At 36.5% G+C, this 25,824-nt stretch carries 26 protein-coding genes and 2 other annotated features; of the genes, 2 read left to right on the forward strand and 24 right to left on the reverse strand.

Annotated elements, in window-relative coordinates; all coding sequences use genetic code 11:
* Positions 1–20: 20 nt before the first annotated feature.
* The 7 genes from AC3WVZ_RS21695 to ytxC form a co-directional block, all read right to left on the reverse strand.
* The gene (locus AC3WVZ_RS21695) at positions 21–1,106 is read right to left on the reverse strand and encodes a M42 family metallopeptidase (protein ID WP_000163555.1); all 1,086 of its coding nucleotides are present in this window, start codon (positions 1,104–1,106) and stop codon (positions 21–23) included.
* A gap of 70 nt (positions 1,107–1,176) precedes the next feature.
* Complete coding sequence (locus AC3WVZ_RS21700) at positions 1,177–1,668, reverse strand: dUTP diphosphatase (protein WP_000365050.1); 492 nt, start codon at positions 1,666–1,668, stop codon at positions 1,177–1,179.
* Between the two features lie 442 nt (positions 1,669–2,110).
* A complete protein-coding gene (rplT, locus tag AC3WVZ_RS21705) occupies positions 2,111–2,467 on the reverse strand; it encodes a 50S ribosomal protein L20 (protein ID WP_001138362.1) in 357 nt (118 codons plus the stop codon).
* 37 nt (positions 2,468–2,504) lie between these two features.
* Complete coding sequence (gene rpmI, locus AC3WVZ_RS21710) at positions 2,505–2,705, reverse strand: 50S ribosomal protein L35 (RefSeq protein WP_001125945.1); 201 nt, start codon at positions 2,703–2,705, stop codon at positions 2,505–2,507.
* A gap of 21 nt (positions 2,706–2,726) precedes the next feature.
* Positions 2,727–3,230, reverse strand: a complete 504-nt coding sequence (infC, locus tag AC3WVZ_RS21715; RefSeq protein WP_000973215.1) for a translation initiation factor IF-3 — start codon at positions 3,228–3,230, stop codon at positions 2,727–2,729.
* Positions 3,231–3,293: 63 nt separating this feature from the next.
* Positions 3,294–3,414, reverse strand: a sequence feature (ribosomal protein L20 leader region).
* A gap of 210 nt (positions 3,415–3,624) precedes the next feature.
* Complete coding sequence (thrS, locus tag AC3WVZ_RS21720; protein ID WP_000786083.1) at positions 3,625–5,562, reverse strand: threonine--tRNA ligase; 1,938 nt, start codon at positions 5,560–5,562, stop codon at positions 3,625–3,627.
* Positions 5,563–5,609: 47 nt separating this feature from the next.
* Positions 5,610–5,838: a binding site (T-box leader), on the reverse strand.
* A 31-nt stretch (positions 5,839–5,869) separates the two neighbouring features.
* Positions 5,870–6,751, reverse strand: coding sequence for a putative sporulation protein YtxC (gene ytxC / locus AC3WVZ_RS21725; protein WP_000569629.1), 882 nt, complete (start codon positions 6,749–6,751; stop codon positions 5,870–5,872).
* A 234-nt stretch (positions 6,752–6,985) separates the two neighbouring features.
* Between ytxC and AC3WVZ_RS21730 the strand changes: the two genes are divergently transcribed.
* Positions 6,986–7,183 (forward strand): DUF4177 domain-containing protein, encoded by a 198-nt coding sequence (locus AC3WVZ_RS21730; RefSeq protein ID WP_000464456.1) that lies wholly within the window; start codon positions 6,986–6,988, stop codon positions 7,181–7,183.
* A 31-nt stretch (positions 7,184–7,214) separates the two neighbouring features.
* Here the strand turns inward: AC3WVZ_RS21730 and dnaI are convergent, their stop codons facing one another.
* From dnaI to AC3WVZ_RS21790, 12 genes are all read right to left on the reverse strand, one after another.
* A complete protein-coding gene (gene dnaI, locus AC3WVZ_RS21735; protein WP_000400104.1) occupies positions 7,215–8,153 on the reverse strand; it encodes a primosomal protein DnaI in 939 nt (312 codons plus the stop codon).
* Positions 8,154–8,186: 33 nt separating this feature from the next.
* The gene (locus AC3WVZ_RS21740; RefSeq protein WP_000415049.1) at positions 8,187–9,596 is read right to left on the reverse strand and encodes a replication initiation and membrane attachment family protein; all 1,410 of its coding nucleotides are present in this window, start codon (positions 9,594–9,596) and stop codon (positions 8,187–8,189) included.
* A gap of 152 nt (positions 9,597–9,748) precedes the next feature.
* Positions 9,749–10,210 (reverse strand): transcriptional regulator NrdR, encoded by a 462-nt coding sequence (gene nrdR, locus AC3WVZ_RS21745; RefSeq protein ID WP_001203687.1) that lies wholly within the window; start codon positions 10,208–10,210, stop codon positions 9,749–9,751.
* A 283-nt stretch (positions 10,211–10,493) separates the two neighbouring features.
* A complete protein-coding gene (speD, locus tag AC3WVZ_RS21750; RefSeq protein WP_002003660.1) occupies positions 10,494–10,877 on the reverse strand; it encodes an adenosylmethionine decarboxylase in 384 nt (127 codons plus the stop codon).
* Between the two features lie 389 nt (positions 10,878–11,266).
* Positions 11,267–12,295: a glyceraldehyde-3-phosphate dehydrogenase gene (locus tag AC3WVZ_RS21755; protein ID WP_000198974.1), complete on the reverse strand. Its 1,029-nt coding sequence runs from the start codon at positions 12,293–12,295 to the stop codon at positions 11,267–11,269.
* A 109-nt stretch (positions 12,296–12,404) separates the two neighbouring features.
* Positions 12,405–13,007, reverse strand: coding sequence for a dephospho-CoA kinase (coaE, locus tag AC3WVZ_RS21760; RefSeq protein ID WP_000219314.1), 603 nt, complete (start codon positions 13,005–13,007; stop codon positions 12,405–12,407).
* Positions 13,008–13,058: 51 nt separating this feature from the next.
* Positions 13,059–13,691 (reverse strand): sporulation membrane protein YtaF, encoded by a 633-nt coding sequence (gene ytaF / locus AC3WVZ_RS21765; protein ID WP_233935388.1) that lies wholly within the window; start codon positions 13,689–13,691, stop codon positions 13,059–13,061.
* Positions 13,692–13,763: 72 nt separating this feature from the next.
* Positions 13,764–14,594: a DNA-formamidopyrimidine glycosylase gene (gene mutM, locus AC3WVZ_RS21770; RefSeq protein WP_001114478.1), complete on the reverse strand. Its 831-nt coding sequence runs from the start codon at positions 14,592–14,594 to the stop codon at positions 13,764–13,766.
* A 12-nt stretch (positions 14,595–14,606) separates the two neighbouring features.
* On the reverse strand, positions 14,607–17,240 hold the full coding sequence (gene polA / locus AC3WVZ_RS21775) for a DNA polymerase I (RefSeq protein ID WP_000412825.1): 2,634 nt from the start codon (positions 17,238–17,240) through the stop codon (positions 14,607–14,609).
* Between the two features lie 285 nt (positions 17,241–17,525).
* Positions 17,526–19,289, reverse strand: a complete 1,764-nt coding sequence (phoR, locus tag AC3WVZ_RS21780) for a sensory box histidine kinase PhoR (RefSeq protein WP_001032102.1) — start codon at positions 19,287–19,289, stop codon at positions 17,526–17,528.
* Positions 19,282–20,001, reverse strand: coding sequence for a two-component system response regulator PhoP (phoP, locus tag AC3WVZ_RS21785; protein ID WP_001065220.1), 720 nt, complete (start codon positions 19,999–20,001; stop codon positions 19,282–19,284). Before phoP ends, phoR begins: the two co-directional genes overlap by 8 nt.
* A gap of 162 nt (positions 20,002–20,163) precedes the next feature.
* A complete protein-coding gene (locus AC3WVZ_RS21790; protein WP_001267383.1) occupies positions 20,164–20,400 on the reverse strand; it encodes a hypothetical protein in 237 nt (78 codons plus the stop codon).
* An 89-nt stretch (positions 20,401–20,489) separates the two neighbouring features.
* Between AC3WVZ_RS21790 and AC3WVZ_RS21795 the strand changes: the two genes are divergently transcribed.
* Positions 20,490–20,621: a hypothetical protein gene (locus tag AC3WVZ_RS21795; RefSeq protein ID WP_001237022.1), complete on the forward strand. Its 132-nt coding sequence runs from the start codon at positions 20,490–20,492 to the stop codon at positions 20,619–20,621.
* Positions 20,622–20,678: 57 nt separating this feature from the next.
* Here the strand turns inward: AC3WVZ_RS21795 and AC3WVZ_RS21800 are convergent, their stop codons facing one another.
* The 5 genes from AC3WVZ_RS21800 to AC3WVZ_RS21820 all read right to left on the reverse strand — a co-directional run bounded on the left by AC3WVZ_RS21800 (position 20,679) and on the right by AC3WVZ_RS21820 (position 25,776).
* Positions 20,679–21,152: a MaoC family dehydratase gene (locus AC3WVZ_RS21800; protein ID WP_000914180.1), complete on the reverse strand. Its 474-nt coding sequence runs from the start codon at positions 21,150–21,152 to the stop codon at positions 20,679–20,681.
* 215 nt (positions 21,153–21,367) lie between these two features.
* Positions 21,368–22,306: a malate dehydrogenase gene (gene mdh / locus AC3WVZ_RS21805; RefSeq protein WP_233935390.1), complete on the reverse strand. Its 939-nt coding sequence runs from the start codon at positions 22,304–22,306 to the stop codon at positions 21,368–21,370.
* 19 nt (positions 22,307–22,325) lie between these two features.
* A complete protein-coding gene (gene icd, locus AC3WVZ_RS21810; protein WP_000206898.1) occupies positions 22,326–23,618 on the reverse strand; it encodes an NADP-dependent isocitrate dehydrogenase in 1,293 nt (430 codons plus the stop codon).
* A 160-nt stretch (positions 23,619–23,778) separates the two neighbouring features.
* The gene (citZ, locus tag AC3WVZ_RS21815) at positions 23,779–24,927 is read right to left on the reverse strand and encodes a citrate synthase (protein ID WP_000503652.1); all 1,149 of its coding nucleotides are present in this window, start codon (positions 24,925–24,927) and stop codon (positions 23,779–23,781) included.
* A 387-nt stretch (positions 24,928–25,314) separates the two neighbouring features.
* Positions 25,315–25,776 carry a DUF441 domain-containing protein gene (locus AC3WVZ_RS21820; RefSeq protein WP_000625507.1) on the reverse strand — a complete coding sequence of 154 codons (462 nt, stop codon included), beginning with the start codon at positions 25,774–25,776 and terminating at the stop codon, positions 25,315–25,317.
* Positions 25,777–25,824 lie beyond the last annotated feature (48 nt).

Raw genomic sequence — 25,824 nt, forward strand, 5'->3', positions numbered from 1 at the left:
AAGCTCCTTCGCTTTTTCTATTAATTAAATGTAATGTTATGTACAGCCTCTTTATCAAGACGTTTAATAACTTCTACAATTAACTTCACTGCATTTTCATAATCATCACGATGTAACATTGCCGCATGAGAATGGATATAGCGCGTTGCAATTGTAATTGCCATAGAAGGAATACCATTTACAGCAATGTGAATCGCACCCGCATCCGTTCCTCCGCCTGCTACTGAATCATATTGATACGGGATTTGTAATTCATCAGCAACATCAACTACGAAATCACGTAAACCTGTATGTCCAATAACAGAAGCATCATATAAAATGATTTGTGGTCCATCGCCCATTTTACTTTGTGCTTCTTTTGACGTTACACCCGGTGTATCTCCAGCGATACCAACATCTACTGCGAACGCGATATCTGGTTTAATATAATTCGCAGATGTTTTTGCGCCACGAAGACCAACTTCTTCTTGTACAGTTCCAACGCCATATACAACGTTTGGATGCTTTTCATCTTTTAATTGTTTTAATACGTCAATTGCAATTGCACAACCGATTCGGTTATCCCATGCTTTTGCAAGTAACATTTTTTCATTCTTCATCACTTGGAATTCAAAGTAAGGTACAACTTGATCTCCTGGTCGTACGCCCCACTCCATCGCTTCTTCTTGGCTAGAAGCACCGATATCGATGAACATGTCTTTAATTTCAACTGGCTTTTTACGAGCTTCTGGAGGTAAAATGTGCGGTGGTTTTGAACCAATTACACCTGTTACATCTCCTTTACGCGTTACAATCGTCACGCGTTGCGCAAGCATAACTTGTGACCACCAGCCACCAACCGTTTGGAAGCGAAGGAAACCTTTGTCATCGATTTGTGTAATCATAAATCCAACTTCATCTAAATGACCTGCAACCATAATTTTCGGGCCGTTTTCTTCCCCTACTTTTTTCGCAACTAAACTCCCTAAATTATCAGTAGAAAGTTCGTCCGCAAACGGCTCAATATATTTCTTCATTACTTCACGTGGTTCACGCTCATTACCAGCAATACCACGTGCATCTGTTAATTCTTTTAGCATTGTCAATGTCGCGTCTAATTTTGTCATTGCCAACACCCTCCTTTTTCTTCAGTCAATTCATTATACAATAATTAAATTGAAATATTCAAAAATTAAATTAGTATCCTTGTGTTTGACGCTGATGATTTACTTCATTTTTATCTAAATATGCTTTTTCAATCTCTTCTTGTTCAAATTCAAGTGCTTGTCCAAGTCGAAGATAGCTCGTAAATAATTCAATATAGTTTGTAATAGATGGTTGATCTGTAAAACGAATTACTTTCGCATATGTGTCTAAGAAAATTTCCACTTGTGTTTTATTCGTCTGTGCACATTTATAGAATAGGAAGTTTTTATCAATACCTAAATCAATTCCGATTGATAAAATAAAATGCAAACCATCTACGTATTCTTCTAATATTACTTCACGTTCTGATGCTGGTTTGTTGCTCCAATATTTAAAACAACGTGTTTCATTTGCAAGTTCTCCAATTTCTACAAGAAGAGCTAACATTTTTTCTTTTAACAATTTTTTCGGTTGTAAGTCATGTTCTTTTGCAATACGGTCATCTAATTCTTTTTGTAATTTAAATAGTTGTAGTAAGTCCATTCTATTGTCCTCCTCCAACATCGCATTTTACGCAACAATGTTGTTTCATCTCAAAGTTCATTATTATGTTTCAGTTCTTATGAATAAGTCAGCTATCTAACTCTTTATAAAATAGCTTGTCCTTAATTTACAAATACGTTTCAGTCATCGCTCTTAAATTGTTCATCTGATGAAAGTTCCATATCATCTTTCCATTATAGCAGTGTCGTTTCAGCTAGGAAAGATACTCTTCTTTCCAAACGAGCAGAATTGAAAAAAGCCAGGAGTATTCTCCTGACTTCATATGTATATTCTTCTATACTGCTATAACTTTTATATTGATTTTGTCATATTGATAACAACATAGCCGTTAATCTTTAGAATTTCTTTCACTTCTAACTTCTATTTGAATACAAATAAAAAAACCTTAGAAGAAAATTCTTCTAAGGTTTCAACTAATTAATTAGTTAATGTTGTTTTTTGCAACTGTTGCTAATTCAGCGAAAGCTTTTTCGTCATGAACAGCTAAGTCAGCAAGCATCTTGCGGTTAACTTCGATGCCAGCATTTTTAAGACCGTGCATTAAGCGGCTGTAAGAAAGACCATTCATACGAGCTGCTGCGTTGATACGTGTAATCCATAATTTACGGAAGTCACGTTTCTTTTGACGGCGGTCACGGAATGCATACATTAGAGATTTCATAACCTGTTGGTTAGCAACCTTGAATAATGTATTTTTTGAACCGTAGTAACCTTTTGCTAATTTAATTACTTTTTTACGACGTTGACGAGTAACTGTACCACCTTTTACTCTTGGCATAATATTACCTCCTAATTGTTCTATATATCAGCCGAACTTATTTTAAGTTGTCAAGCATTTGACGAATGCGTTTGAAGTCACCAGCGCTTACTACACCAGCTTTACGTAGTTTACGTTTAGCTTTTGTAGATTTGTTAGCGAATAAATGGCTTGTGTAAGCGTGAGAACGTTTCAGTTTACCTGATCCAGTCTTTTTGAAACGCTTTGCAGCGCCGCGATGAGTTTTTTGTTTAGGCATAGGTATTTCCTCCTCTATCTATTACTTATCGTTTTTCGGTGCTAAAACTAAGAACATACTGCGTCCTTCCATTTTAGGCTTAGATTCAACTGTGCTAACTTCAGCACAAGCTTCTGAGAAGCGATCTAAAACACGTTGACCGATTTCTTTATGAGTAATGGCACGTCCTTTAAAGCGAATTGATGCTTTAACCTTGTCGCCTTTCTCTAAAAACTTGATAGCATTACGAAGTTTTGTGTTAAAGTCGTGTTCATCAATTGTTGGACTTAAACGAACTTCTTTCATGCTAATTACTTTTTGATTTTTGCGCTGCTCTTTTTCTTTCTTCTGTTGCTCAAAGCGGAATTTACCGTAGTCCATAATGCGGCATACTGGCGGTTTCGCATTTGGAGCAACTAATACTAAATCAAGATTAAGATTTGCAGCTAAGTCTAAAGCGTCATTACGAGACTTGATTCCAAGTTGATCGCCATTTGCGCCAACTAAACGTACTTCACGTGCACGAATTTGCTCGTTAATCATCATATCCTTGCTAATAGTAAGCCACCTCCAAGGTTTTCTCAGAACATATTTTGTAGTCATAGAACCCGAACAAAAAAAGTGCGGGCATACGACACCCACACTTGTAAAATCTTAAGTAAGAAATACATTTACCTGTTAACTGCGAATGCGTCCATCAGGTGAGAAGCGGGTGCTTCTACTTGTTCCACAAAACAATATTCTATTATCCTTGATGAGTTTATCATAGGACATGACGTCTGTCAAGAAGACGCGATGTGTTTTACTAACAACAAGAAATATTGTAACAAACAACTAACATACTTGCAATACTTTTTTATGATAAGTGTTACATGGTTATTTTTTCTAATTTTTCTCAAGTATATTACATAAAAAAGCCGCGGTATACCGCGGCTTTTTCTTATCGTTTTCCTTCTACTTTAATCATGTCAACAAAAGCATCTAATGCGATTGTTTCTGATTTTTGTTCACCATATTTACGTACGTTTACGCCGTTTTCAGTTACTTCATTGTCACCTACTACAAGCATGTACGGAATTTTTTGCATTTGTGCTTCACGGATTTTGTAACCGATCTTCTCTTCACGAGTGTCTAATTCAACACGGATACCAGCACGACGCAATTCGTCTTGTACTTTCTTCGCATAGTCTAAATGTACTTGCGGAGAAACTGGAATTACTTGTACTTGAACTGGAGCTAACCATGTTGGGAATGCACCTTTGTATTCTTCAATTAAGAAGGCTACAAAACGTTCCATAGTTGATACAACACCACGGTGAATTACAACTGGACGATGTTGTTTACCGTCTTCACCAACGTATGATAATTCAAAGCGTTCTGGAAGCAAGAAGTCTAATTGTACAGTTGAAAGTGTTTCGTCTTTTCCAAGAGCAGTACGAACTTGAACGTCAAGTTTTGGACCGTAGAATGCCGCTTCACCTTCAGCTTCATAGTAATCAAGACCCATTTCATCCATAGCTTCTTTTAACATACCTTGTGCTTTTTCCCACATCTCATCATCCGCATAATACTTTTTAGTATCTGCTGGGTCGCGGTAAGATAGACGGAATGAGTAGTTCTCTAAACCGAAATCTTTGTACACTTCTAGAGTTAAGTTTACAACACGTTTTAACTCTTCTTTAATTTGATCTGGACGAACGAAAATATGCGCATCGTTTAAAGTCATTCCGCGTACACGTTGTAATCCAGATAACGCACCTGACATTTCATAACGGTGCATTGTTCCAAGTTCCGCAATACGGATTGGTAATTCACGGTAGCTGTGAATATCATTTTTATAAACCATCATATGATGAGGACAGTTCATTGGACGAAGAACTAATTCTTCGTTATCCATTTCCATTGATGGGAACATGCCATCACGGTAGTGGTTCCAGTGACCAGAAGTTTCATAAAGCTCTCTGCTTCCTAGTACTGGAGTATATACGTGATCATAGCCTAAGCTTGCTTCTTTATCAACGATATAACGCTCGATAATACGACGAATTGTTGCACCCTTTGGTAACCAAAGTGGTAAACCTTGTCCTACTTTTTGGCTATTAGTAAATAGTTTTAATTCTTTACCTAATTTACGGTGATCGCGCTCTTTCGCTTCTTCAAGCATACGTAAGTGCTCATCTAATTCCGCTTTTTTAACGAATGCAGTACCGTAAATACGTTGTAGCATTTTATTATTGCTATCGCCGCGCCAGTAAGCACCTGCAACGCTTAATAATTTAAACACTTTAATTTTCCCTGTAGATGGAAGGTGAACACCACGACAAAGGTCGAAGAATTCGCCTTGCTCATAGATTGAAATAACTGCATCTTCTGGAAGATCGTTAATTAAATCTAATTTTAACTCATCGCCGATTTCTTCAAAGCGACGAATTGCTTCTGCACGTGGTACTTCATGACGAACGATTTCTAAGTTCTCGTTCACGATTTTTTGCATTTCTTTTTCGATTTTCTTGAAGTCTTCAACTGTAATTGCTTCTTCCATATCAATATCGTAGTAGAAGCCATTTTCAATTACTGGACCAATGCCGAGCTCAACCTTAACATCTTTATATAAACGTTTTAACGCTTGTGCTAAAAGGTGGGCTGTTGAATGGCGTAAAATATATAGGCCATCTTCAGAATCTAATGTAATGATAGAAACTGCACCATCTTCTTCGATTGGTGTAACAAGATCGATCATCTCATCGTTTAATTTTCCAGCTACAGCTTTTTTCTTTAAGCCTGGGCTAATAGAAGCTGCGATTTCTTCAGTTGTTACGCCTTTTGGAAACTCCTTCACAGCTCCATCAGGGAAAGTAATTTTAACTACATCTGCCATCACTGGTCACTCCTCTTTTTCTCAAAATAAAAAACACTCATCCCGTAAAAAGGGACGAGTGTTGAATTCGTGGTTCCACCCTTGTTCCAATTAACATAATTGTTAATTGCTCAAGTTCAACATAACGGTGTTGTCCGTTAGCAATTACTAGAAAAACCGTTCACTGCTAAAGTTTAGAGGTGGTAAGTAATAATCCCGTACTAGGAAGCTCGCACCCTAAGGCTTCCCTCTCTGAAAATCGTAGAAAACTACTCATGTCCTCATCATGACATTTCAATATATTTCATTTATGTAGGTAATTATATGCTCAAAAACTTAGAAAATCAAGGGCGTTACCTTTATTTTTTAAATTTTTCACATTGCGCTCAAAATCATGTAATCCATGTAATTGGACCCGTTCTTGGAACACATTTCGCAAAGTAATAATCATATTATGGTCTTGTTCTTTCGTATATAAATAAATCTTTTTAGGCGAAATAGAAAGAAGCGGCGCAATTACTTTCGTATCAATATATACATCATTTTGCTTTAATAATTCCTCATCTATATATTGGACCAACTTCTCCTGTTTTAAACGTCTACCTTTATCATCATAAAAGATAAAGCTTTCATCAAAAATAAGATGCACGCAAGACAAACGTGATTTACGGCTACTTACTTGTTGCCGAAGCGTCTCAATGAACATTTGGTATTCTTGCTCCATCTTATATTCATCAATTGCCACTTCCGCAAGTTTAGCCACCATTTCCCTATATGTACGAAGACGAAAACGGATATATGATGAAAACGAGAATGAGAGCGGATCACAAAGCCAATTATTTAAAGAAGACTTAATATATGACTCAAATGCGTTACGCGTTAAATCCTGAGCTACACCTTTTCTTCTTCCCTTTAAAATCTCATGTGCCATGTGCAATATTTGATGACACTCTTCTTGTTCTTCATAAAAAAACTTTTCTTTTAAAATCGTATAAATCCACTCATTTTGTTTCACATTCACAATGAAATACACCATTACTGGCAATAAGATTTTTTCAATATAATTCGATTCACGTACTGGTATGTGAATCACCACTTTTTGTTCCTGTAAATACACACTCGTTTCCTTATATAACACTTCCGCTCTTTTCAGCAATTGTCTATATACGTGCATAGCATCATTTTTTTCTTCGAAGCAAATTTCAATCACTTTTGTCCCCCCTTTTATCCCCGCTCTAAAGGACTGTATCTATACGTTACAAATCCTATAAGAGTCCGTCCCGCGTGAATTTCACTCTTAGTAGAATCACATTTCCTATCGTTAGAAAATCCACTCAATATGGCTTGCTAATTTTATATATATTAAGGGAGGGAGAAAAAAATGATACAAGCTACTATGAATTTTTATTGTATACTTTACTTATCAATAAAAGGGGGTATCTGAATGTTTGAATATAAATTCGTAAAAGTCGAATTACATTGGGGGTTCACTCGCTCAAAACCAGCTGAAGACTACCAAGAAATTATTCAAGAACATGCTAGAGATGGCTGGAGGTTCGTACAGATTGTTGCCCCTACGTTTGGCAGTTCTGGACAACCTGAATATTTCGACCTCATATTTGAAAAGAAAATATCACTATAATACAAAAGAGCAAGCTTCTCAGCTTGCTCTTTTACTTATGACGACGGTTTTTCCCACCAATCGGAATTGGTTTCGCTAAATATTTAATTCGTTCCATAATACGTGCTGCCTTCATTTCTTCAGCCTCGCCACGCTGCGTATACGTTAAATGGTGTTCCAGTTGTTTAAAATCAAAATTAGACGTAAAGAACGTCGGTAAGTTTTCTAACATACGGAATTGTAAGATTGCACCGAGTACATCGTCACGGACAAAGCTTGACATCGCTTCTGCCCCGATATCATCTAACATTAAAACTTGTACGCGTTTAACCGCATCAATCTTCTCACCAATCGAATTATCTTGAATTGAACTTTTAATTTCACGTAAAAATTCCGGGAAGTATACGAGCATCGAACTTATTTTCTTTCGAGCAAGCTCGTTCGCTATTGCTCCTAACAAATACGTTTTTCCTACACCAAATTTACCGTACAAATATAAACCTTGTGCTTTTTTACCTGGTTCATATGTACTTAAAAATTCATTCGCTGCACCAATCGCATCGATACGTGCATTTAAATCAGAAGGATCTAAGTTTTCCATAGTTGCCTGTAAAATATCCGTTGGCATATATACACTTTGAACAAGTTTTTCATATTTCTTTCTCTCGTCATGCGCTACTTTTCTAACGCAGCGATCGTATTGAATATCAATCATCTTCCCTTGAATAACAAGCTTTGGCTCGTACCCTTGTAGCATATTTTTACATGAGCCTAAATCCGGACAATCCACGCAACCTACACTTTGTCCAATATATTCATATAACTTCACAAGACTGCGCTCAATCATAGAAGTCGTTACTTCACCCTTATGTTCATCTATAAATTCTTTCACACGCGGATGCGCCATTACTTCTGCCTTTAATACTTCATATCTATTTTTAAAGTTTTCATTTTCCATTAATTTTGCAAATGAATTTTGAATATGCTCCATTTTCTCACCTCAAAGAGCGTTCATTCTCTTCTATTAATCACGCTTATATTTTTTTAACACTTCTTCTAGTCGTTTTCGTTCATCTTCTAGCGTACTTGCATCTTTTTCTACACTTACATCTTTCTTCACTGTTTCTTTCTCTTGTTCTTTCGGCTCTTCTTCCTTAAGCCAATCTGGCACCATTTCTTTCCGCACCGTTTTCTTCGCCGTACGGCCTTTTTTCTTCGTCTCAGCCCACTCTTGATATTGACGGTTCTCTTCTTTCGCTAACGCCATCGCGTCCGCTACTGTACCGACCTTTTTACGTGCCCAATGCCCAGCAATCTTCTCGACATACGTTTTCGCAAGTTTCATATCTGAGCGTAGCATAACGTAATAAATAAGTACATTCACAACTCCTGGTGTCAATTTTTGATTAATCATGACATCTTCAACGATCTGCAAGTCCGCTTTCGTTGCCTCTGCACCACCAGAAATCTCTTTCAATAGTTGTTTTGGTGAGATTTCCTCTAGCTGCTTTATTAGCATCTCCTCTTGCGATGAAGGCTCTTTCTCTTTCATCGTACGTGCAGCATGAGGCTGTACTCTTTCACTTAATACCGGTAATGCTTGACCATTTTCAAATTGATACCAATCGCGCGCTCCTTTTCTAAGCCTTTCCATATCAATTGTTTGCATCTCTGTCACTGCACCAAGAACGATATTTTGCATCGATAACACATCTACACCATACACGTAAGCAAGTGTTATAACGCAGTCTCTCACTTGATCTGTAATCGCCTTTTTAGGAACAAGAGCGGACAATCCATCTACAAATAAAGAGAAATCAAAGAAATCATTCCAAACTTTCGGAGCGTCTCCCTTCTCGTTACTTGGCATAGTTGTCGTTTTTGGAATACGAAGGTCTTCTTGCGCATGCTCAAGTTGTCCTGGATTAAACGAACCAAACACATCATTGAAAGAACGCGTAACATTTTCATAAGAAGCAAAATCAAATTCTTCTTCTAAGAAATATTGCTTTACTTGATTATATTTTGTCCTGCTCAATCGATTGTATAAAAAGATACTTAAAACAATATCATCAAAAAACTGCTTCGGAGATAAAGGTGGTTGCAACTCATATATGAACATTCGAATATCTTTTTCTTTCTTAATATATACCTTCAAAAGCCCAATTGCCTCTAACTTTACTCGTTCCTCATATACTTCAGGAAGTTGCATTTGCATAGTCACCATAAGGGAATGATGCGTATTCTCTTTTCCAAATACACGATCTTGCTCAAGCTCTCCCCATAGTGTCATGTATAAGCTAAAAGCTCTACTACCTATTAACGGCTGATACAACATCGTTAACACTTTTCGGTCGTAATTGTGCAGTAGTCCTTTCGCACTTACTTTATAACGATCAATCGGCAATAGCTCCATCCATGACTGTTTTTCCATTCTTGCTTTTCCTTTCTCTCATCCAATCTATCCTCTACTTCATTCGTTCTATCTTCATTATATAAATTCTTAGTGAAAAAGAGCTATTAGCTTGCGCTTCTAGCTCTCTTATCCTATTACTTACGGTATGTAAAGAGAATAAAATACAACTTCTACTCTCTTTCTTTTTGCAGTATATCTTTTAATTCTTCAATAAATACATTTAAATCTTTAAATTGACGATATACAGAAGCAAAACGTACGTAAGCAACATCATCAATATCGCGAAGTTCTTCCATAACAATTTCACCAATCATATCACTTTTCACTTCTGATATACCTAAATTACGCAGTTCACGTTCCACGCTTTGTGTTACTTCTTCTAATTGTCTTAAAGATACTGGTCTTTTTTCACACGCTTTAATTAAACCGCGTAAAATCTTTTCTTTATTAAACTCTTCTCGTGTGCCTTCTTTTTTTACAACGATAAGAGGTGACTCTTCTACCCTTTCAAAGGTCGTAAAGCGACTTAAGCAGCTTTCACACTCTCTCCTTCTTCGAATAGAGCGCCCCTCGTCTACCGGACGCGAATCTAACACTCTTGTACCATTATGAGAACAGGATGGACAACGCAATTCATTCACTCCTTTACACTATACTCTTTATTTTTCTCTACTCACTTCACCTAAAATATATATACAATATTATATAACTCATTCTAACTCTCTTACCACTTTAAGTTCCAGCGCATCACTTTATCATCTCATCCTTAAAAATAAGATGGTATATAGGGCACTACCTCATTTGCAAGAATCCAATTTATTCAACTAACGAGTACGTTATATTTTCCCTTTTTTATAAACTAAAAAAGAGGTGCATTATACACCTCTTTACATTTTAAATCAATTATGTTCTTTTTTAAAGAGCTTTTGTTTCTCTCTGCTTAATTTCGAAGCTACCAGTGCCTCGAGGAAGCTCGATGCTCTCACGCGTTTTCGCGTTTAAACCTTCTGCAATATATTCTGCAGCAACATTTGGATCAATACGATCCCCACAAGTATAAACATCAATACTTGCGTAACCGTGCTCCGGAAAGCTATGAATTGTTAAATGTGATTCTGAGATAATTACTACTCCACTTACACCTTGTGGTGCAAATTTATGGAAAGCAACCTCACGCACTTCAGCACCAGCTCTTAGTGCTGCATCCACAAATAATTGTTCAATATACGGCATGTCATTAAGCTTGTCGAAATCGCAATCCCAAAGTTCAGCGATCACGTGACGACCCATCGTATCCATAGTATCCATTCTACAGTTCCCCCTTGTAAATTTATTCTAACTGTTCGAATTGAAAACTAATTTGCAATTTGGCTTGCTCCACTACCACGGGGGAAAGTTAGTCCAGAGAGGTCCTAACCCTTTAAGTAGTGACTACGTACCTCAGCTCTTAAGTTTACGAGTGTTAGTATACTTTGTTTATTTTCATTTTGCAACAACAGTTTTTTCGATTTTCTGTCATATTTTCCTCTTTACTTTTCCCTAAAAAAATAAACGATTCACAAATGCAGTAATCACAACGTTTCGTGGTATGTCCACTTTTTAAAATATACTTATATAATTTTTTTCCTTTTCAGAAAAAATTAAAAAAAGAGGGCAAATATCGCCTTGCCCTCTCCTCCCTTATTCACTTAAATGTGTTGCACATTTTCTTGTTTCGCTAACTCTTCAACAACTAACGTTACAAGATCTACAACACGACGAGAGTAACCCCACTCGTTATCATACCAAGCAAGTACTTTCACTTTACGATCACCCATTACCATTGTAGATAAACCATCGATAATAGCTGAGTGTGTATTTGTATTAAAGTCGATAGATACTAAAGGCTCTTCGCTGAATTCTACAATACCTTTTAACGCACCGTTTGCAACAGTTTTGAATGCATCGTTAATAGCTTCAACTGTCACATCGCGTTTTACATCTACTACTAAATCAACAAGAGACACGTTTGGTGTTGGTACACGAAGTGCCATACCATGAAGTTTTCCGTTTAAATGTGGAAGAACTTTTGCTAGCGCTTTCGCAGCACCTGTCGTTGTCGGAATGATTGATTGTCCGCAAGCACGTGCTCTTCTTAAATCTTTATGTGGGTTATCAATATTTTTTTGGTCATTTGTATAAGCGTGAACTGTCGTCATTAAACCGTTTTCAATTCCAAACTGCTCATCTAACACCTTCACAACAGGCGCTAAACAATTTGTTGTACAAGATGCATTTGAAATAACAGTATGTTTTGTAATATCTAATTGGTCTTCGTTCACACCAACTACAATTGTTACATCTTCATTTTTACCAGGCGCTGTTAAAATAACTTTTTTCGCTCCAGCTTCAACGTGAAGAATTGCTTTTTCTTTCGAATTAAATTTACCAGTTGCTTCAATTACAACTTCAACACCTAAATCTGTCCAAGGCAATTCCTTTGGATCGCGGTTGTTTAAAAGGCGAATCATTTTTCCATCAACTAATAAGTGATCTTCAAATGCTTCTACTGTTCCGTCAAACTTGCCATGAACTGTATCATATTTAATTAAGTGTGCTAACGTTTCAGATGGATAGCTTGCATTGATTGCTACAATTTCGAATGCGCTTTCTTTTATTGCTTGACGAAATACCATTCTCCCAATACGTCCAAATCCATTAATTGCCACACGAGTCATAATATGTTATCCCCCTTGAATGCGTTATACTATTTATCTCCAATCCCAATAATAGTATAACACAAAAAGGGGATATGTCACTAAGCATTTTCATTAATTTCACAATTTTTTAGTCAATAATGTTCCACTTTTTTAAAATTACCTGCAATTGTGTTTTCGTTCCCATAATTGTGCCATCATTATTTATCACTTCATCTGCATTTTTCACTTTTTCTTCTAACGGCATTTGAGATTGAATACGAGCTGTTGCTTCTTCTTCTAAAAAGTTATTTCGTTTCATTAAACGTTCTAATTGCGTATGCGGCTTAACCGCTACAACTAAAATGCGGTCAACGAGACTTGTTAATTTGCTTTCAAATAAGAGAGGAATATCTAACACAACCGCTTGCATACCTTCTTTTATGTACATTTCCTTTTGCCTATTCATTTCCTCACGCACTGCAGGATGAACAATTTTATTTAACTGCAATCGTTTTTCTTCATTATAGAAAACGACACTTCCTAGTTTTGGACGATCTAGTTCTCCATCCTCTTGTAACACTTCCGTTCCAAATACTTCTACTATTTTGTTATATGCTGGTTTTCCTCGCTCTACAACTTCTCTTGCGATAATATCTGCATCAATAACTGGTATGCTCAGTTCACGAAACATTTGAGACACTGTACTTTTTCCGCTTGCAATGCCTCCCGTTAATCCAATTACTACTGTCATAATAATCCTCCTCATAATAAAAGGCGCGAAACTAATGTTCCACGCCCATACTTACATTTTCCAAATTCCAATAATGATGAGTAATACTCCAGGCAGGAATGTAAATTTTTGTAACCACTTCATATTTGATAAAACCGTTCCAAGTTTCATTCCAATAAATAAAAACAAAGAACTCATAACTGCAACTAATATCGCCATCATAGCGGGTGCATACCCTAATAAAGATGCACCAATTCCGGCACCAAATGAATCTACAGAAAGAGCTATACCAAGAAGTAATGCTTCTCCTGCAGAAATGGTGCCTGATTTATCAAAATCTGCAACAGTCGGTTTCCGTAAAATTTGAATCACTAGGCCTAGCGAGGCAATCTCTAATTTCCAGACCTTCTCCTCTTGCTTCGGTTCTTCTTTTCTCTCACTTCGAAAAAATTGATATAATACCCAAATCCCTATTCCAATAAGAACAAGCCCACCGATACGCGTTACGATAACAGGTGAAAATACTTTCGCGATCATATGTCCAATTCCCATTGAAACAAGCATAACAGCCGCTGAACACATTCCGATAATTATAATTGATCTTAGTGGAATTCTTACGCTTCTTAAACCATATGTTAGCCCTACACTACAGCTATCTAAGCTTAATGTAAAAGCTAATAAAATAAGAGATAAATAAAGGTACATCGGTAAGCTCCTCCCTTATACATAGCTCTGCTGTATGTATATGACAAATGCCTATCCGATGTTATCTCTTTTCTATATTCTAGGCTGACAAATTGGGCAGTAATGCGTTCCTCGCCCGCCAACAACTGTTTTTTCTAATATCGTACCACAAGTTACGCACGGCTCTCCTTTTTTCCCATATACATTTAGGAGTTCTTGGAACGAACCAATTTGCCCTTGTGAGTTGATATACGTCCGAATTGTACTTCCGCCACGCTTTACTGCTTCGCCTAGCGTTGTAACGGTAGCCTCATAAATTCGCTCAATTTCTTCTACTGTTAAAGACGAAGCTTCTCGTTCTGGATGGATTTGAGAACGGAATAAAACTTCATCTACATATATATTTCCAAGCCCTACTAAAAGACGCTGGTCCAGTAGCACAACTTTTATTTTACGATTTGTCTTTTGTAATCTTTCTTGTAAATACTGCGGTGTCATTTCAGCATCAAATGGCTCCGGACCTAAGTCAGCAAGAGGCATTTGGTTCATTTCTTCACCTTTCTTAAAGAGATGCATCGTACCAAACTTTCTCACATCTTTATAATGTAATTCCGTTCCATCTGTAAATAAGAAACGGACGTGCGTATGTTTATCAATCGGCTCATCCTCTTGATGTAATAAAAACTTACCTTCCATACGCAAATGTGAAACAATGACATAATTCGTTACATATAAAAGCAAAAACTTTCCTCTTCGCTTTATATTTTCAATCTTCTCGCCTTTTAGCATTTCTTTAAAGATTTCTGCATCATCCGGTCGTTTCACTATTTTTGGATAAGTAACAATAACATCTTCAATCGTTTTTCCTGTTACAAGATTTTCAAGTGTCCGTCTGACGTTTTCAACCTCTGGTAATTCAGGCATTTCATCACTTCCTTATTTTGCGTCGTACCAAGTTGGACCGTAAGAATAATCAACTTTCAGCGGAACTGCAAGTTCAATCGCATGTTCCATTACTTCAGGTACAAGCTGCTCTAATTTTTCGATTTCTTCTTTTGGTGCTTCAAATATTAATTCATCGTGTACTTGCAGAAGAAGACGCGCTTGTAATCCTTCTTCTTCTAAACGATCTGCCATAATAATCATCGCTTTTTTAATAATATCTGCTGCAGTACCTTGAATTGGTGTATTCATCGCTGTACGCTCAGCGAAGCTACGCAAGTTAAAATTACGACTCGTAATTTCTGGAATATAACGGCGACGATTTAATAATGTAGCTACATATCCTTTTTGTTTCGCATCTTTTACGATGTCCTCCATGTATTCTTGTACACCAGGGAAACTTTCTAAATACTTTTCAATAAATTCCGCTGCTGCTTTTCTTGTAATTCCTAAGTTTTGTGAAAGACCATAATCACTAATACCATACACAATTCCGAAGTTAACAGCTTTCGCTTGTCGTCTCATATTTGAAGTTACTTCATCTTTTTCAACGCCAAATACATCCATAGCTGTTTTCGTATGAATATCCATGTCATGTTGGAACGCTTCAACTAGCCCTTTATCATTTGCAATATGAGCTAATACACGCAGTTCGATTTGTGAATAATCAGCCGCATACATAATCCATCCTTCTTCTGATGGAACAAATGCCTGACGAATCTTTCTTCCTTCTTCTAATCGAATCGGGATATTTTGCAAGTTCGGATCCGTTGAACTTAATCGACCTGTTTGCGTTAACACTTGATTAAAGCGAGTATGAATTTTAGATGAATCTTCATGTACAACTTTCAGTAAACCTTCAATGTAAGTTGAATTTAGTTTCCCTAATTGACGATAATGTAAAATATTTGGAATAATTTCATGGTGATTCATAAGCTTATCTAGTACATCAGCTGACGTAGAATAACCTGTTTTCGTCTTTTTAATAACCGGTAAGTTTAAGTTCTCAAACAGAATAACACCAAGCTGCTTCGGTGAATTAATATTAAACTCTGTTCCCGCAAGCTTATAGATTTCCTGTTCCATTTCCTTTAATCTACCCGCAAGTTCTTCTCCCATATTACGAAGACGCTCTGTATCAACTTTTACACCCTTTACTTCCATATCAGCTAATACACGTGCAAGCGGCAATTCTAACTCTGTAAACAGTTCATATTGCTCATTCTTCTTTAACTCTTCAACGAATGTTTGCTTTACATCATATAATACATGCACTTTACGAGCCACATGCTCCGCGACTACCTTTAACTCTGGAACAGCACGTTTCGCACCTTTTCCGTAAACTTCTTCATCTGATTTCACAGCATGCGTTTCTTTCATTTTCGCTACAGTACGGAAATCTTTATCTGTATCAGCCGGGTCAAGTAAATAAGCAGCGATTAATAGATCAAAGTCAATCCCTTGCATATCTATCCCATTCCATTTCAGTGCAACGATTGCACGCTTCGCATCAAATGTATGCTTTCTCATCTCTCCATCTGCAAGCCACTCTTTAAAAGCATCTGACTTAAGAGCAATGTCTGTCTGAATAAAGTAACATCCATTTTCATTTTGAATACCGAAACCTTGAATGTCTGCTTTATGATAGTTATCTTCTTGTACTTCAACGATAAGCGCACTATCTTGCTGAAGCATTTCTTCTGTAACTTCTTCCACAATATCAAATGTAATATCATCTAATTCAGCTGGAGCTGTTTCTTCTGGCGTAACGCCTAATTTATTTAAAAGAGATGTAAATCCTAAACTCTCGAACATTGGAATGACATCACTTGCTTCATATCCTTTATACGCCATATCATCCACATGAACTGTAATCGGCGCATCTGTAATAATAGTTGCAAGATCCTTACTCATAAGAGCTTGTTCTTTATTTTCTTCCAGTTTTTCTTTTAATTTCTTCCCACTTACTTGATCTAGATTTTCATACACTTCTTCAACCGTTCCAAACTGTGTTAACAATTTAATCGCCGTTTTTTCACCAACTCCTGGTACACCCGGAATATTATCTGATTGGTCTCCCATTAAACCTTTCATATCGATAATTTGCTTTGGTGATAAGCTGTATTTTTCAAATAAAGCTTCTTTCGTATATTCATCCACTTCTGTAATCCCTTTTCGCGGAATACATACAAGCGTGTTATCAGAAACAAGTTGAAGTAAATCTTTATCTCCTGAAATAACTTTTACACTCGCCCCTTGCTCACTCGCTTCTTTCGCTAACGTTCCCATGATGTCATCCGCTTCATAATTTTCTAATTCATAACGCGGTACATTGAACGCATCCAGCATCTCACGAATAAACGGGAACTGCTCTGATAATTCAGGTGGAGTCTTTTGACGTCCTCCTTTATACTCACTATACGTTTTATGACGGAACGTTGTTTTGCCTGCATCAAACGCCACTAACATATGAGTTGGCTTTTCTTCCTCTAATATTCTCATTAACATCATTGTAAAACCGTAAATTGCGTTCGTATGTATACCTTTGTCGTTATTTAAAAGCGGTAGTGCAAAGAAAGCACGATACGCGATATTATTACCATCTACTAATACGACCTTTTTTTCCAAAATTGAAACCTCCCCATACAAATTTGAAATGATTTTTTTCACAGAAAAAAACCGTTCCTTTCCTCTCTCTATATTAACATGACTAATAGAGAGAAGAAAAATAACGGCTATTTTCTTTCATATATAAAACAGACTTATATTGGCATAAAGGGAAGTGACGAGAACAGCTTAACTATTCTCGTCCAAAATTACTCCTTGGATGAAGGGGTTTTCATGTATTATATTAACAGAGCTTTATTAATATTTAATTAAGCCATTGTTAATATATTGTAAACATCCTTCATCCTATTTTTCAGTTGCTGATTTCGGTAAAACAACTGTAAACGTTGTCCCTTCTCCAACTTCACTATCTACTGTAATCGTACCTTGATGCGCCTCAACTAAATGCTTTACGATCGACAATCCAAGGCCGGTACCACCAGTATTTCTACTTCTTGCTTTATCCACCCGGTAGAAACGTTCAAAAATACGCGGAATTTCCTCTTTACTAATACCAATTCCAGTATCCGATACTTTTATATAAGCATTATATTTATCTTCCGCTAACTCTACTGAAACAACGCCTCCAGCCGGTGTATATACGATTGCGTTATTAATTAAATTAATAAAGATTTGTTTCAAACGACTCGGATCTCCAATAACAGAGGCACGTTTTAATACATTAACTTGTAAAGAGATTTCTTTTTCTCCTGCTTTATTATCAAGTACCATATGAATATCTTCAAGCAGCCCCTTCATATCAACGGTTCCCATATTTAATTTAAATCCTTGTTGTTCGATCTTCGACAAATCTAATAAATCTTCAATTAATCCTTGCATGCGCTCACTTTCTTTTAAAATAATGTGCAAGAAATGTTCGCAGAATTTTTTATTATCCATCGCTCCGTCTAAGAGTGTTTCTGAAAAACCTTTAATAGAAGTAATCGGTGTCTTTAATTCATGAGAAACATTCGCTAAAAAGTCTTTTCTCATTTGTTCTAATTTCTTTAACTCTGTTATGTCATGGAATACGAGAACAATCCCTTTCCATTCATGGTTTGTCCCGATAATCGGCGCTCCATATACTTCGAAATGCTTCCGTTCAATTCCAAGTGGCAATAACATTTGTTTACGCACTTTCACTTCTGTCATAAAGATTTCTTCTACAAGCTCAATAATTTCTGTATGATGAAACGATTCATAATATAAGCGATCTAAATATTCTTCATCTGTTACGTGGAAAGTTTCCTTATAAGAGCGGTTTACAAGGTTTATATATCCTCGGCTATCAATTAAAATCATTCCGCTTCCCATATTTTCAATTAACGTATGCAGACGATCTTGCTGCATTTCTTGTTCAAGTGTCATCTCTTGTAAATTTCGAGCTAAAATATTAATCGCTTTACTCAGCATTCCAGTTTCATCCGAATGACTTTCGTATGCACGTGCTTTATAATTGCCCTTTGCCAATTCAATTGCAACTTTCGTAACCGATTCAATTGGCCTAATATATTGCCCTGTAATTTTCATACCTAAAAATACAACTACGAGACAAGCAATGACAAATCCGATAATTAATAATCCCCACGTTTTTTGATGTACGTCTCTTAAAGGATCAATTATACTTTTCACCAAAATGTATCCTTGTTTTCCTTCTACATCTTGAACGAACACCGCATGATAAAATTCATTCTTTCGATCCGTTTCTTTCGTAATCACTTTACTTCGTTGTTTTGCCACTTCCGAAGAAAGTTCTTTAATCGTCTCTGGACTAAATGCCAATTCTTGTCCTTTTCTATATTGAACTTTCTTTTTTTCATCCAAAAATACGATAGAAGCTGGTATTTTTTCTTCTAACTTTTCAAATATGTATGGGTTTTTTAAGACATTATCAAAACCTTGCTCTTCTGCTAACGTCGCAACATACTCTGTCTCTTTTACCATTCTCTCTTTAGCATGATCTATATAGTAGTTTTCAAACACAGTTTCTAGTAATAAACCTAGTCCAACTAAAATAAATACAATAAGAGAAACAAATGTAAAAAGAAGCCTGGAACGAAATTTATTCATTCCCTTTTGGCTCCTCTAATTTATATCCTAAACCACGTATCGTTTTAATGTACGTCGGTTTTTTCGTATTTTGTTCAATTTTATCGCGCAAATGGCTAATATGAACATCAACAATTCGTGTATCACCAGCAAAATCGTAATTCCATACAGCACTTAGTAATTGATCACGTGTCAACACGCGACTTTTATTTTTCGCAAGATACACAAGTAGTTCAAATTCTTTTGGTGTTAATTCAAGCTTTCTTCCTTGGAAATAAGCCTCATAAAATTCCGGTAAAATTTTAAGTTCTGCAATTGTGATGCTATCTTCATCTGGCGCTTCTGCAACTTGTTCTTCTTGTTGTAATTTCGTACGACGCAAAATCGCCTTCACACGAGCAACAACTTCTCTTGGACTAAATGGCTTTGTCATATAATCATCCGCCCCAAGTTCAAGGCCTAGCACCTTATCAAACTCATCATCTTTTGCCGTTAACATTAAAATTGGCGTCATAACGCGCTGCAATCGTAATTCTTTACACACTTCCATACCATCCATTTTCGGAAGCATTAAATCTAATATAATTAAATCTGGGCGTTCTGTTGTCGCTTTTTGAAGCGCCATTTCTCCATCCATCGCTGTTATAACTTCAAACCCAGCTTGTTGTAAATTAAATTCGATTAAAGTTAAGATAAATTCCTCATCATCAACTACTAAAATACGATTGTTCATTCTTTTCCTCCAAGTTATAGACTTGAAACCTTCTTCATCCTAGTATTTTCCCCGTTATTCTCATCATACTAGAAAACAAGGTCCCTCTCAATATAATTGTCTATTCATGGATATCGTTTGTGTAGAATTGAGAAAATAGAAGTAATTACGATTCACCTGCAACTACACAGGATTTTGCCAAACTTTATAGATTGCTCTCTCTTCTTTAAAGCTCACTTCCGTATGAACTATAAAATCTTGATTTTGTGCTAGGAAAAACGAAAGAGCATACGCTATTTTATAATCTGGTGTTTCATATCCATCAAATACTCTCCCGTACATTTCATTCGCAACCCCGTCTGCCCACACTTCAGCTTCTCTTACCGTTTCAAAGATCACGTCTTCTCTTTTCCACCTCACCTAAAAAACCACTCCTTTAATTGACTTCAATTACCGATAATTATATTATTAATCTTAATATATAAATTAATAATATAAAGAGGTCTATTATGCGACTAATACTATCCATTCTATCTTTAGCAGTCACATGTATCCTTGCTTTTAACGCTCCGAGCTGGGATACGATTAAAACGGGGTGCTCAGAATTTGCTGAAGGGTTCAAAGAAGGGTTCTTCAACTAAAAATAGCGCTAGCATCCTTATTAAAGGTATGCTAGCGCTATTCATATTTTCATCTTTTTAAAAATTATCTAATGCTTTTTCCATAATAGAAACTGATTTAAAAGGTGGCGTTACTGTTAATGAACCTTTCACAACAGTTTCTCCTTTTTCATCATGAGCAGATACAAGCATATCAATTGTATGTTCCTCCTCAGAAACAGCCACAACTTCAAAGTGGATTTGTAACGTTTCATAATGGTGAACATGTTTCACGAATGTAAGGTCCTTTCTCGTAATATGACTTCCTGGACCCGGTAAATATTTCGTAACCGCCGTTGTAATCATTCCCGTTAGCATAATGCTTGGTACAATCGGCTTTTCATACGGAGTTTGGGATGCGTAATCATGCTGAATATATAATGGATTGGCATCATTCGTTAACCCTAAGTACAATAACAAATCTTTATCCTCAATTTTTTCAGTGATAGATAATTTCTCTCCTACTGTAATTTCATCCATTTTACGACCAATTTGAACTTTTTTCTTTAACATGTTACAACCCCCTCCGATTTTTTCACCTTATTATCCTACTAAAAGCGATACCTTATCCGAAATTTACTATGATGAGGGCAATGTATAGTATAAATCTACAGTTTCATTATAGGATATTACAAATGATAGCGTTTTCATATTATTTCAAAAAAACAATTCGGTAAATAGTAGAAAAAGATTCGGAATCCCGAATCTTTTTCACTACTATTCAATTATTAAACAAGAACTTTCATTACATTACGTACAGATTCTACAGAGCGATCTAACGCTTCTTTTTCATCTGCAAGAAGTTCTAATTCAATAATTTTTTCAATTCCGTTACCACCTAGAATTACTGGTACCCCTAAGTAAAGGTCACTATAACCATACTCACCTTCAAGGTACGCAATAGCTGGTAATATACGGCGTTGATCTTTTAAGATTGCTTCTGTCATTTCAACTAAAGAAGCTGCTGGTGCGTAATATGCACTACCGTTTCCTAATAAGCCTATAATCTCACCGCCACCTTTACGTGTACGTTCTACGATTGCTTCTAAACGCTCTTTCGGAATTAACGTTTCTAACGGAATACCGCCTGCATAAGAATAACGCACAAGAGGTACCATGTCGTCACCGTGTCCGCCAAGAACAAATCCTGTAATGTCTTTTACAGAAAGATTTAATTCTTGTGCGATGAATGTACGGAAACGAGCTGTATCTAATACACCCGATTGGCCGATTACACGCTCTTTCGGGAATCCTGCTTCTTTAAATACAGAATATGTCATTGCATCAACTGGATTTGTTAACACAACAATAATTGCATTTGGTGAATATTTTGCAATGTCGCGCGTAATACTTTTCATAATTTTAGAGTTTGTTGCTACTAAGTCATCACGGCTCATACCAGGCTTACGTGCAATACCTGCTGTAATAACGACAACGTCAGAATCAGCAGTATCTGCGTAATCAGATGTTCCAATAATGTTAGCATCAAAACCTTGTACTGGGCTCGCTTCTAACATATCTAACGCTTTCCCTTTTGTTGGATTTTCCAGTTGTGGAATGTCCACTAATACAACATCTGCAAGTTCTTTTTGTGCTAATAAGAATGCCGTTGTTGCTCCTGTAAATCCTGCACCGATGACTGAAACCTTCTTGCGTTTGATTGTCATAATTTACCCCCCGCTTTAATTATGCGTTTTTGATTATCGCTACATCCATGTTTTTAATAAGTTCATTAGCGAACTCAGAACATTTCACTTCTGTTGCACCTTCCATTAAGCGTGCGAAATCATAAGTTACTACTTTTGAAGCAATTGTTTTCTCAACAGAAGCAGTTACTAATTTCGCAGCTTCGTTCCATCCTAAGTGTTCTAATAATAATACACCTGAAAGAAGAACAGAAGATGGATTTACTTTATCTAAACCTGCATATTTTGGAGCTGTACCGTGTGTAGCTTCAAAGATAGCATGTCCAGTCACATAGTTAATGTTTGCACCAGGTGCAATACCAATTCCACCTACTTGTGCAGCAAGTGCATCAGAGATATAGTCACCATTTAAGTTCATTGTTGCAACAACATCGAACTCACGTGGACGAGTTAAAATTTGTTGTAAGAAGATGTCTGCAATAGAATCTTTTACGATGATTTTTCCAGCCACTTCAGCGTCTGCCATCGCTTTATTCGCTGCATCTTTACCATCTTTTTCAACGATACGATCGTATTCAGCCCAAGTAAATACTTTGTCGCCGAATTCTTGTTCCGCTACTTCGTAACCCCAGTTTTTGAAAGCACCTTCTGTAAATTTCATAATGTTTCCTTTATGAACTAATGTAACAGAAGAGCGTTTTTCGTTAATTGCATATTGAATTGCAGCACGAACAAGACGCTTTGTCCCTTCTTCTGAAATTGGCTTAATACCAATACCAGATGTTTCTGGGAAGCGGATTTTATTAACACCCATTGCTTCTTTTAAGAAAGCAAGAACTTTTTCTGCTTCTGGAGATCCTTGCGCATATTCAATTCCAGCATAAATGTCTTCTGTATTTTCACGGAAAATAACCATATCAGTATCTTCCGGACGTTTTACAGGTGAAGGAACACCTTCAAAATAACGAACTGGACGTAGACATACATATAAATCTAATTCTTGACGAAGTGCTACGTTTAGAGAACGAATACCACCGCCAACTGGAGTTGTAAGTGGACCTTTAATCGCGATTAAATATTCACGAATTAAGTTTAAAGTTTCTTCTGGTAACCACTCGCCTGTTTGGTTGAATGCTTTTTCCCCTGCAAGCACTTCTTTCCAAACGATTTTCTTCTCACCATCATAAGCTTTTTCAACTGCTGCTTCTAGTACGCGAGATGCAGCTGCCCAAATATCAGGACCAATTCCATCTCCCTCGATAAATGGAATAATCGGATTGTTTGGTACATTCATAACACCATTAGTTACAGTAATTTTTTCACCTGTCGTCAATGTGATAACCCCCATGTTTGAAATTTCATATGTATGAAACTGAGGGAATAACCCCTCAGTTCAAACCGTTAGTCAAATTAAAATATTCTAATCATTACATCTTTCCGAAAAAATCAGACTTTTGAAAGCGTATTTTCACTATCAAAATAGTGTTATTCGCTTATCGTTGTGCAATTGGAACATACACTTGATGCGTTGGTCCATTATAATCAGCACGCGGACGAATTAAACGGTTGTTTTCATATTGTTCTAGAATATGAGCTAACCAGCCTGACATACGGCTAATTGCAAAAATAGGTGTAAATAAGTCATGGTCAATTCCTAAACAATGGTATACAGAAGCTGAATAGAAATCAACATTTGGTGGAAGACCTTTTTCTTTTGTTACAATGTCTTCAATTTTGATAGACATATTATACCATTTCTCTTCTCCTAAAAGCACGCATAATCTCTTAGACATTTCACGTAAGTGTTTTGCACGTGGATCACCCTGCTCATACACACGGTGGCCAAAGCCCATGATTTTCACTTTATTTTGAAGAGCATTATGAATATATGACTCTACATTTTCTTCTTCACCAATCTCAGTTAACATCTTCATTACATTTTCATTTGCCCCACCGTGAAGAGGACCTTTTAATGCACCGATTGCTGCTGTAATACCAGAATATACATCTGAAAGTGTAGCTACGCAAACACGTGCAGTAAATGTAGAAGCGTTTAACTCATGATCTGCATGAAGTACAAGCGCCTTATCAAAAGCTTCAATTTCAACTTCATTTGGCTCGCGATCATTTAACATGTACAAGAAGTTTGCAGCTAATGATAAATCCTTTCTTGGCTCAACAATATCTAAACCTTTACGGATTCTCGCGTAAGCAGCAACTAAAGTTCCTACTTGCGCCTGTAATTTAACCGCTTTCAAATAATTGGACTTTTCGTCCATAATTTCAGCGCTCTCATCGTATAATGATAGCATGGAAATTGCAGTTCGTAAAACAGACATCGGATGTGCAATTTTTAAATCTACTTGTTTCAAATATGTTAAAATCTCACCTGGAACTTTATAGTATTCTGATACAATTTCATTAAATTCTGCTAGTTCTTTTTCATTAGGAAGCTTGCGGTGCCATAATAAGTACACTACTTCTTCAAACGTAGCATTCTCAGCTAAATCATCAATATTATACCCAACATAAGTTAATGTATCATCAATAATAGAGCTCACAGATGATGTTGTTGCTACTACCCCTTCTAAACCTCGAATAACAGTCATGACATTCTCTCCTTTTCCTGAAAATTCTCCCAACCTTGCTCCTTATATCTATTTGCTCCCCTTATGAATTATGAACGCCCGTTCACTCTTTAGGCAAGCAAAATGCACGATCATGCAAATTTGTTGCGATGTTCCCCTCTTATTGTCCATTGTTTACATGGAAAGCATGAGCGTGAATGTCTCCCCGAATCCTCACGCTCAAAACAACAAGTTAGTGAGGAAAATACATTCCGAAGAGTTTTATGATAAAAACAACATAAAACAATATCATTATAAAATTGTTTTATGTTGTTTTTATTTTATCTGGTGTAAAGTCTCTGCTGTTATGTAACTTTTCAAAGTTTCTAATCCTATTATAAACAATTATCTGACTTTTGTGAACAGAAAGAATTCAAAAATTTTATATTACTATAAAATTCCTTATTTAAACATTTGTATAATACTCATAACCGCATAGGCAATTCCAGCCCCAATTAACGGACCAACAGCAACCCCATTAAATAGCGCAACCGCTATAATTGTCCCAAAAACAAGCGCAGTTGTAATGTGGGGATCCGTTGTCAACAATTGTACGCCGCCTTTCGCTAACAAAGCGACCGCTACACCTGAAGCTAAAGCAATCCACGCATAATAAGATTTTGCCGCTTCTCCAAGTTGTTTAAAACCTATTTCCCCCGTCGCAATCGGTACGAGCACCGCTATTGTAATGACCGTTACACCTAGGTTAATTCCTTTCGTTTGTAAATAAGGAAAGACCTTATCTCCTAAAAACGTAAACTTCAATAAAAATAACACACCAATAGCCACAGTAAGCGATTGGTTTTTCGCAATAAGTCCTATAATAAGTAGTATGAATAAAAATAACGTTGACTGACTAATCATGTTTGCACTTCCTTTCTGAAAATAATGAACTCATTTCCAAACAAAAAT

It is taken from the genome of Bacillus sp. CPT56D-587-MTF (genome assembly GCF_058792335.1).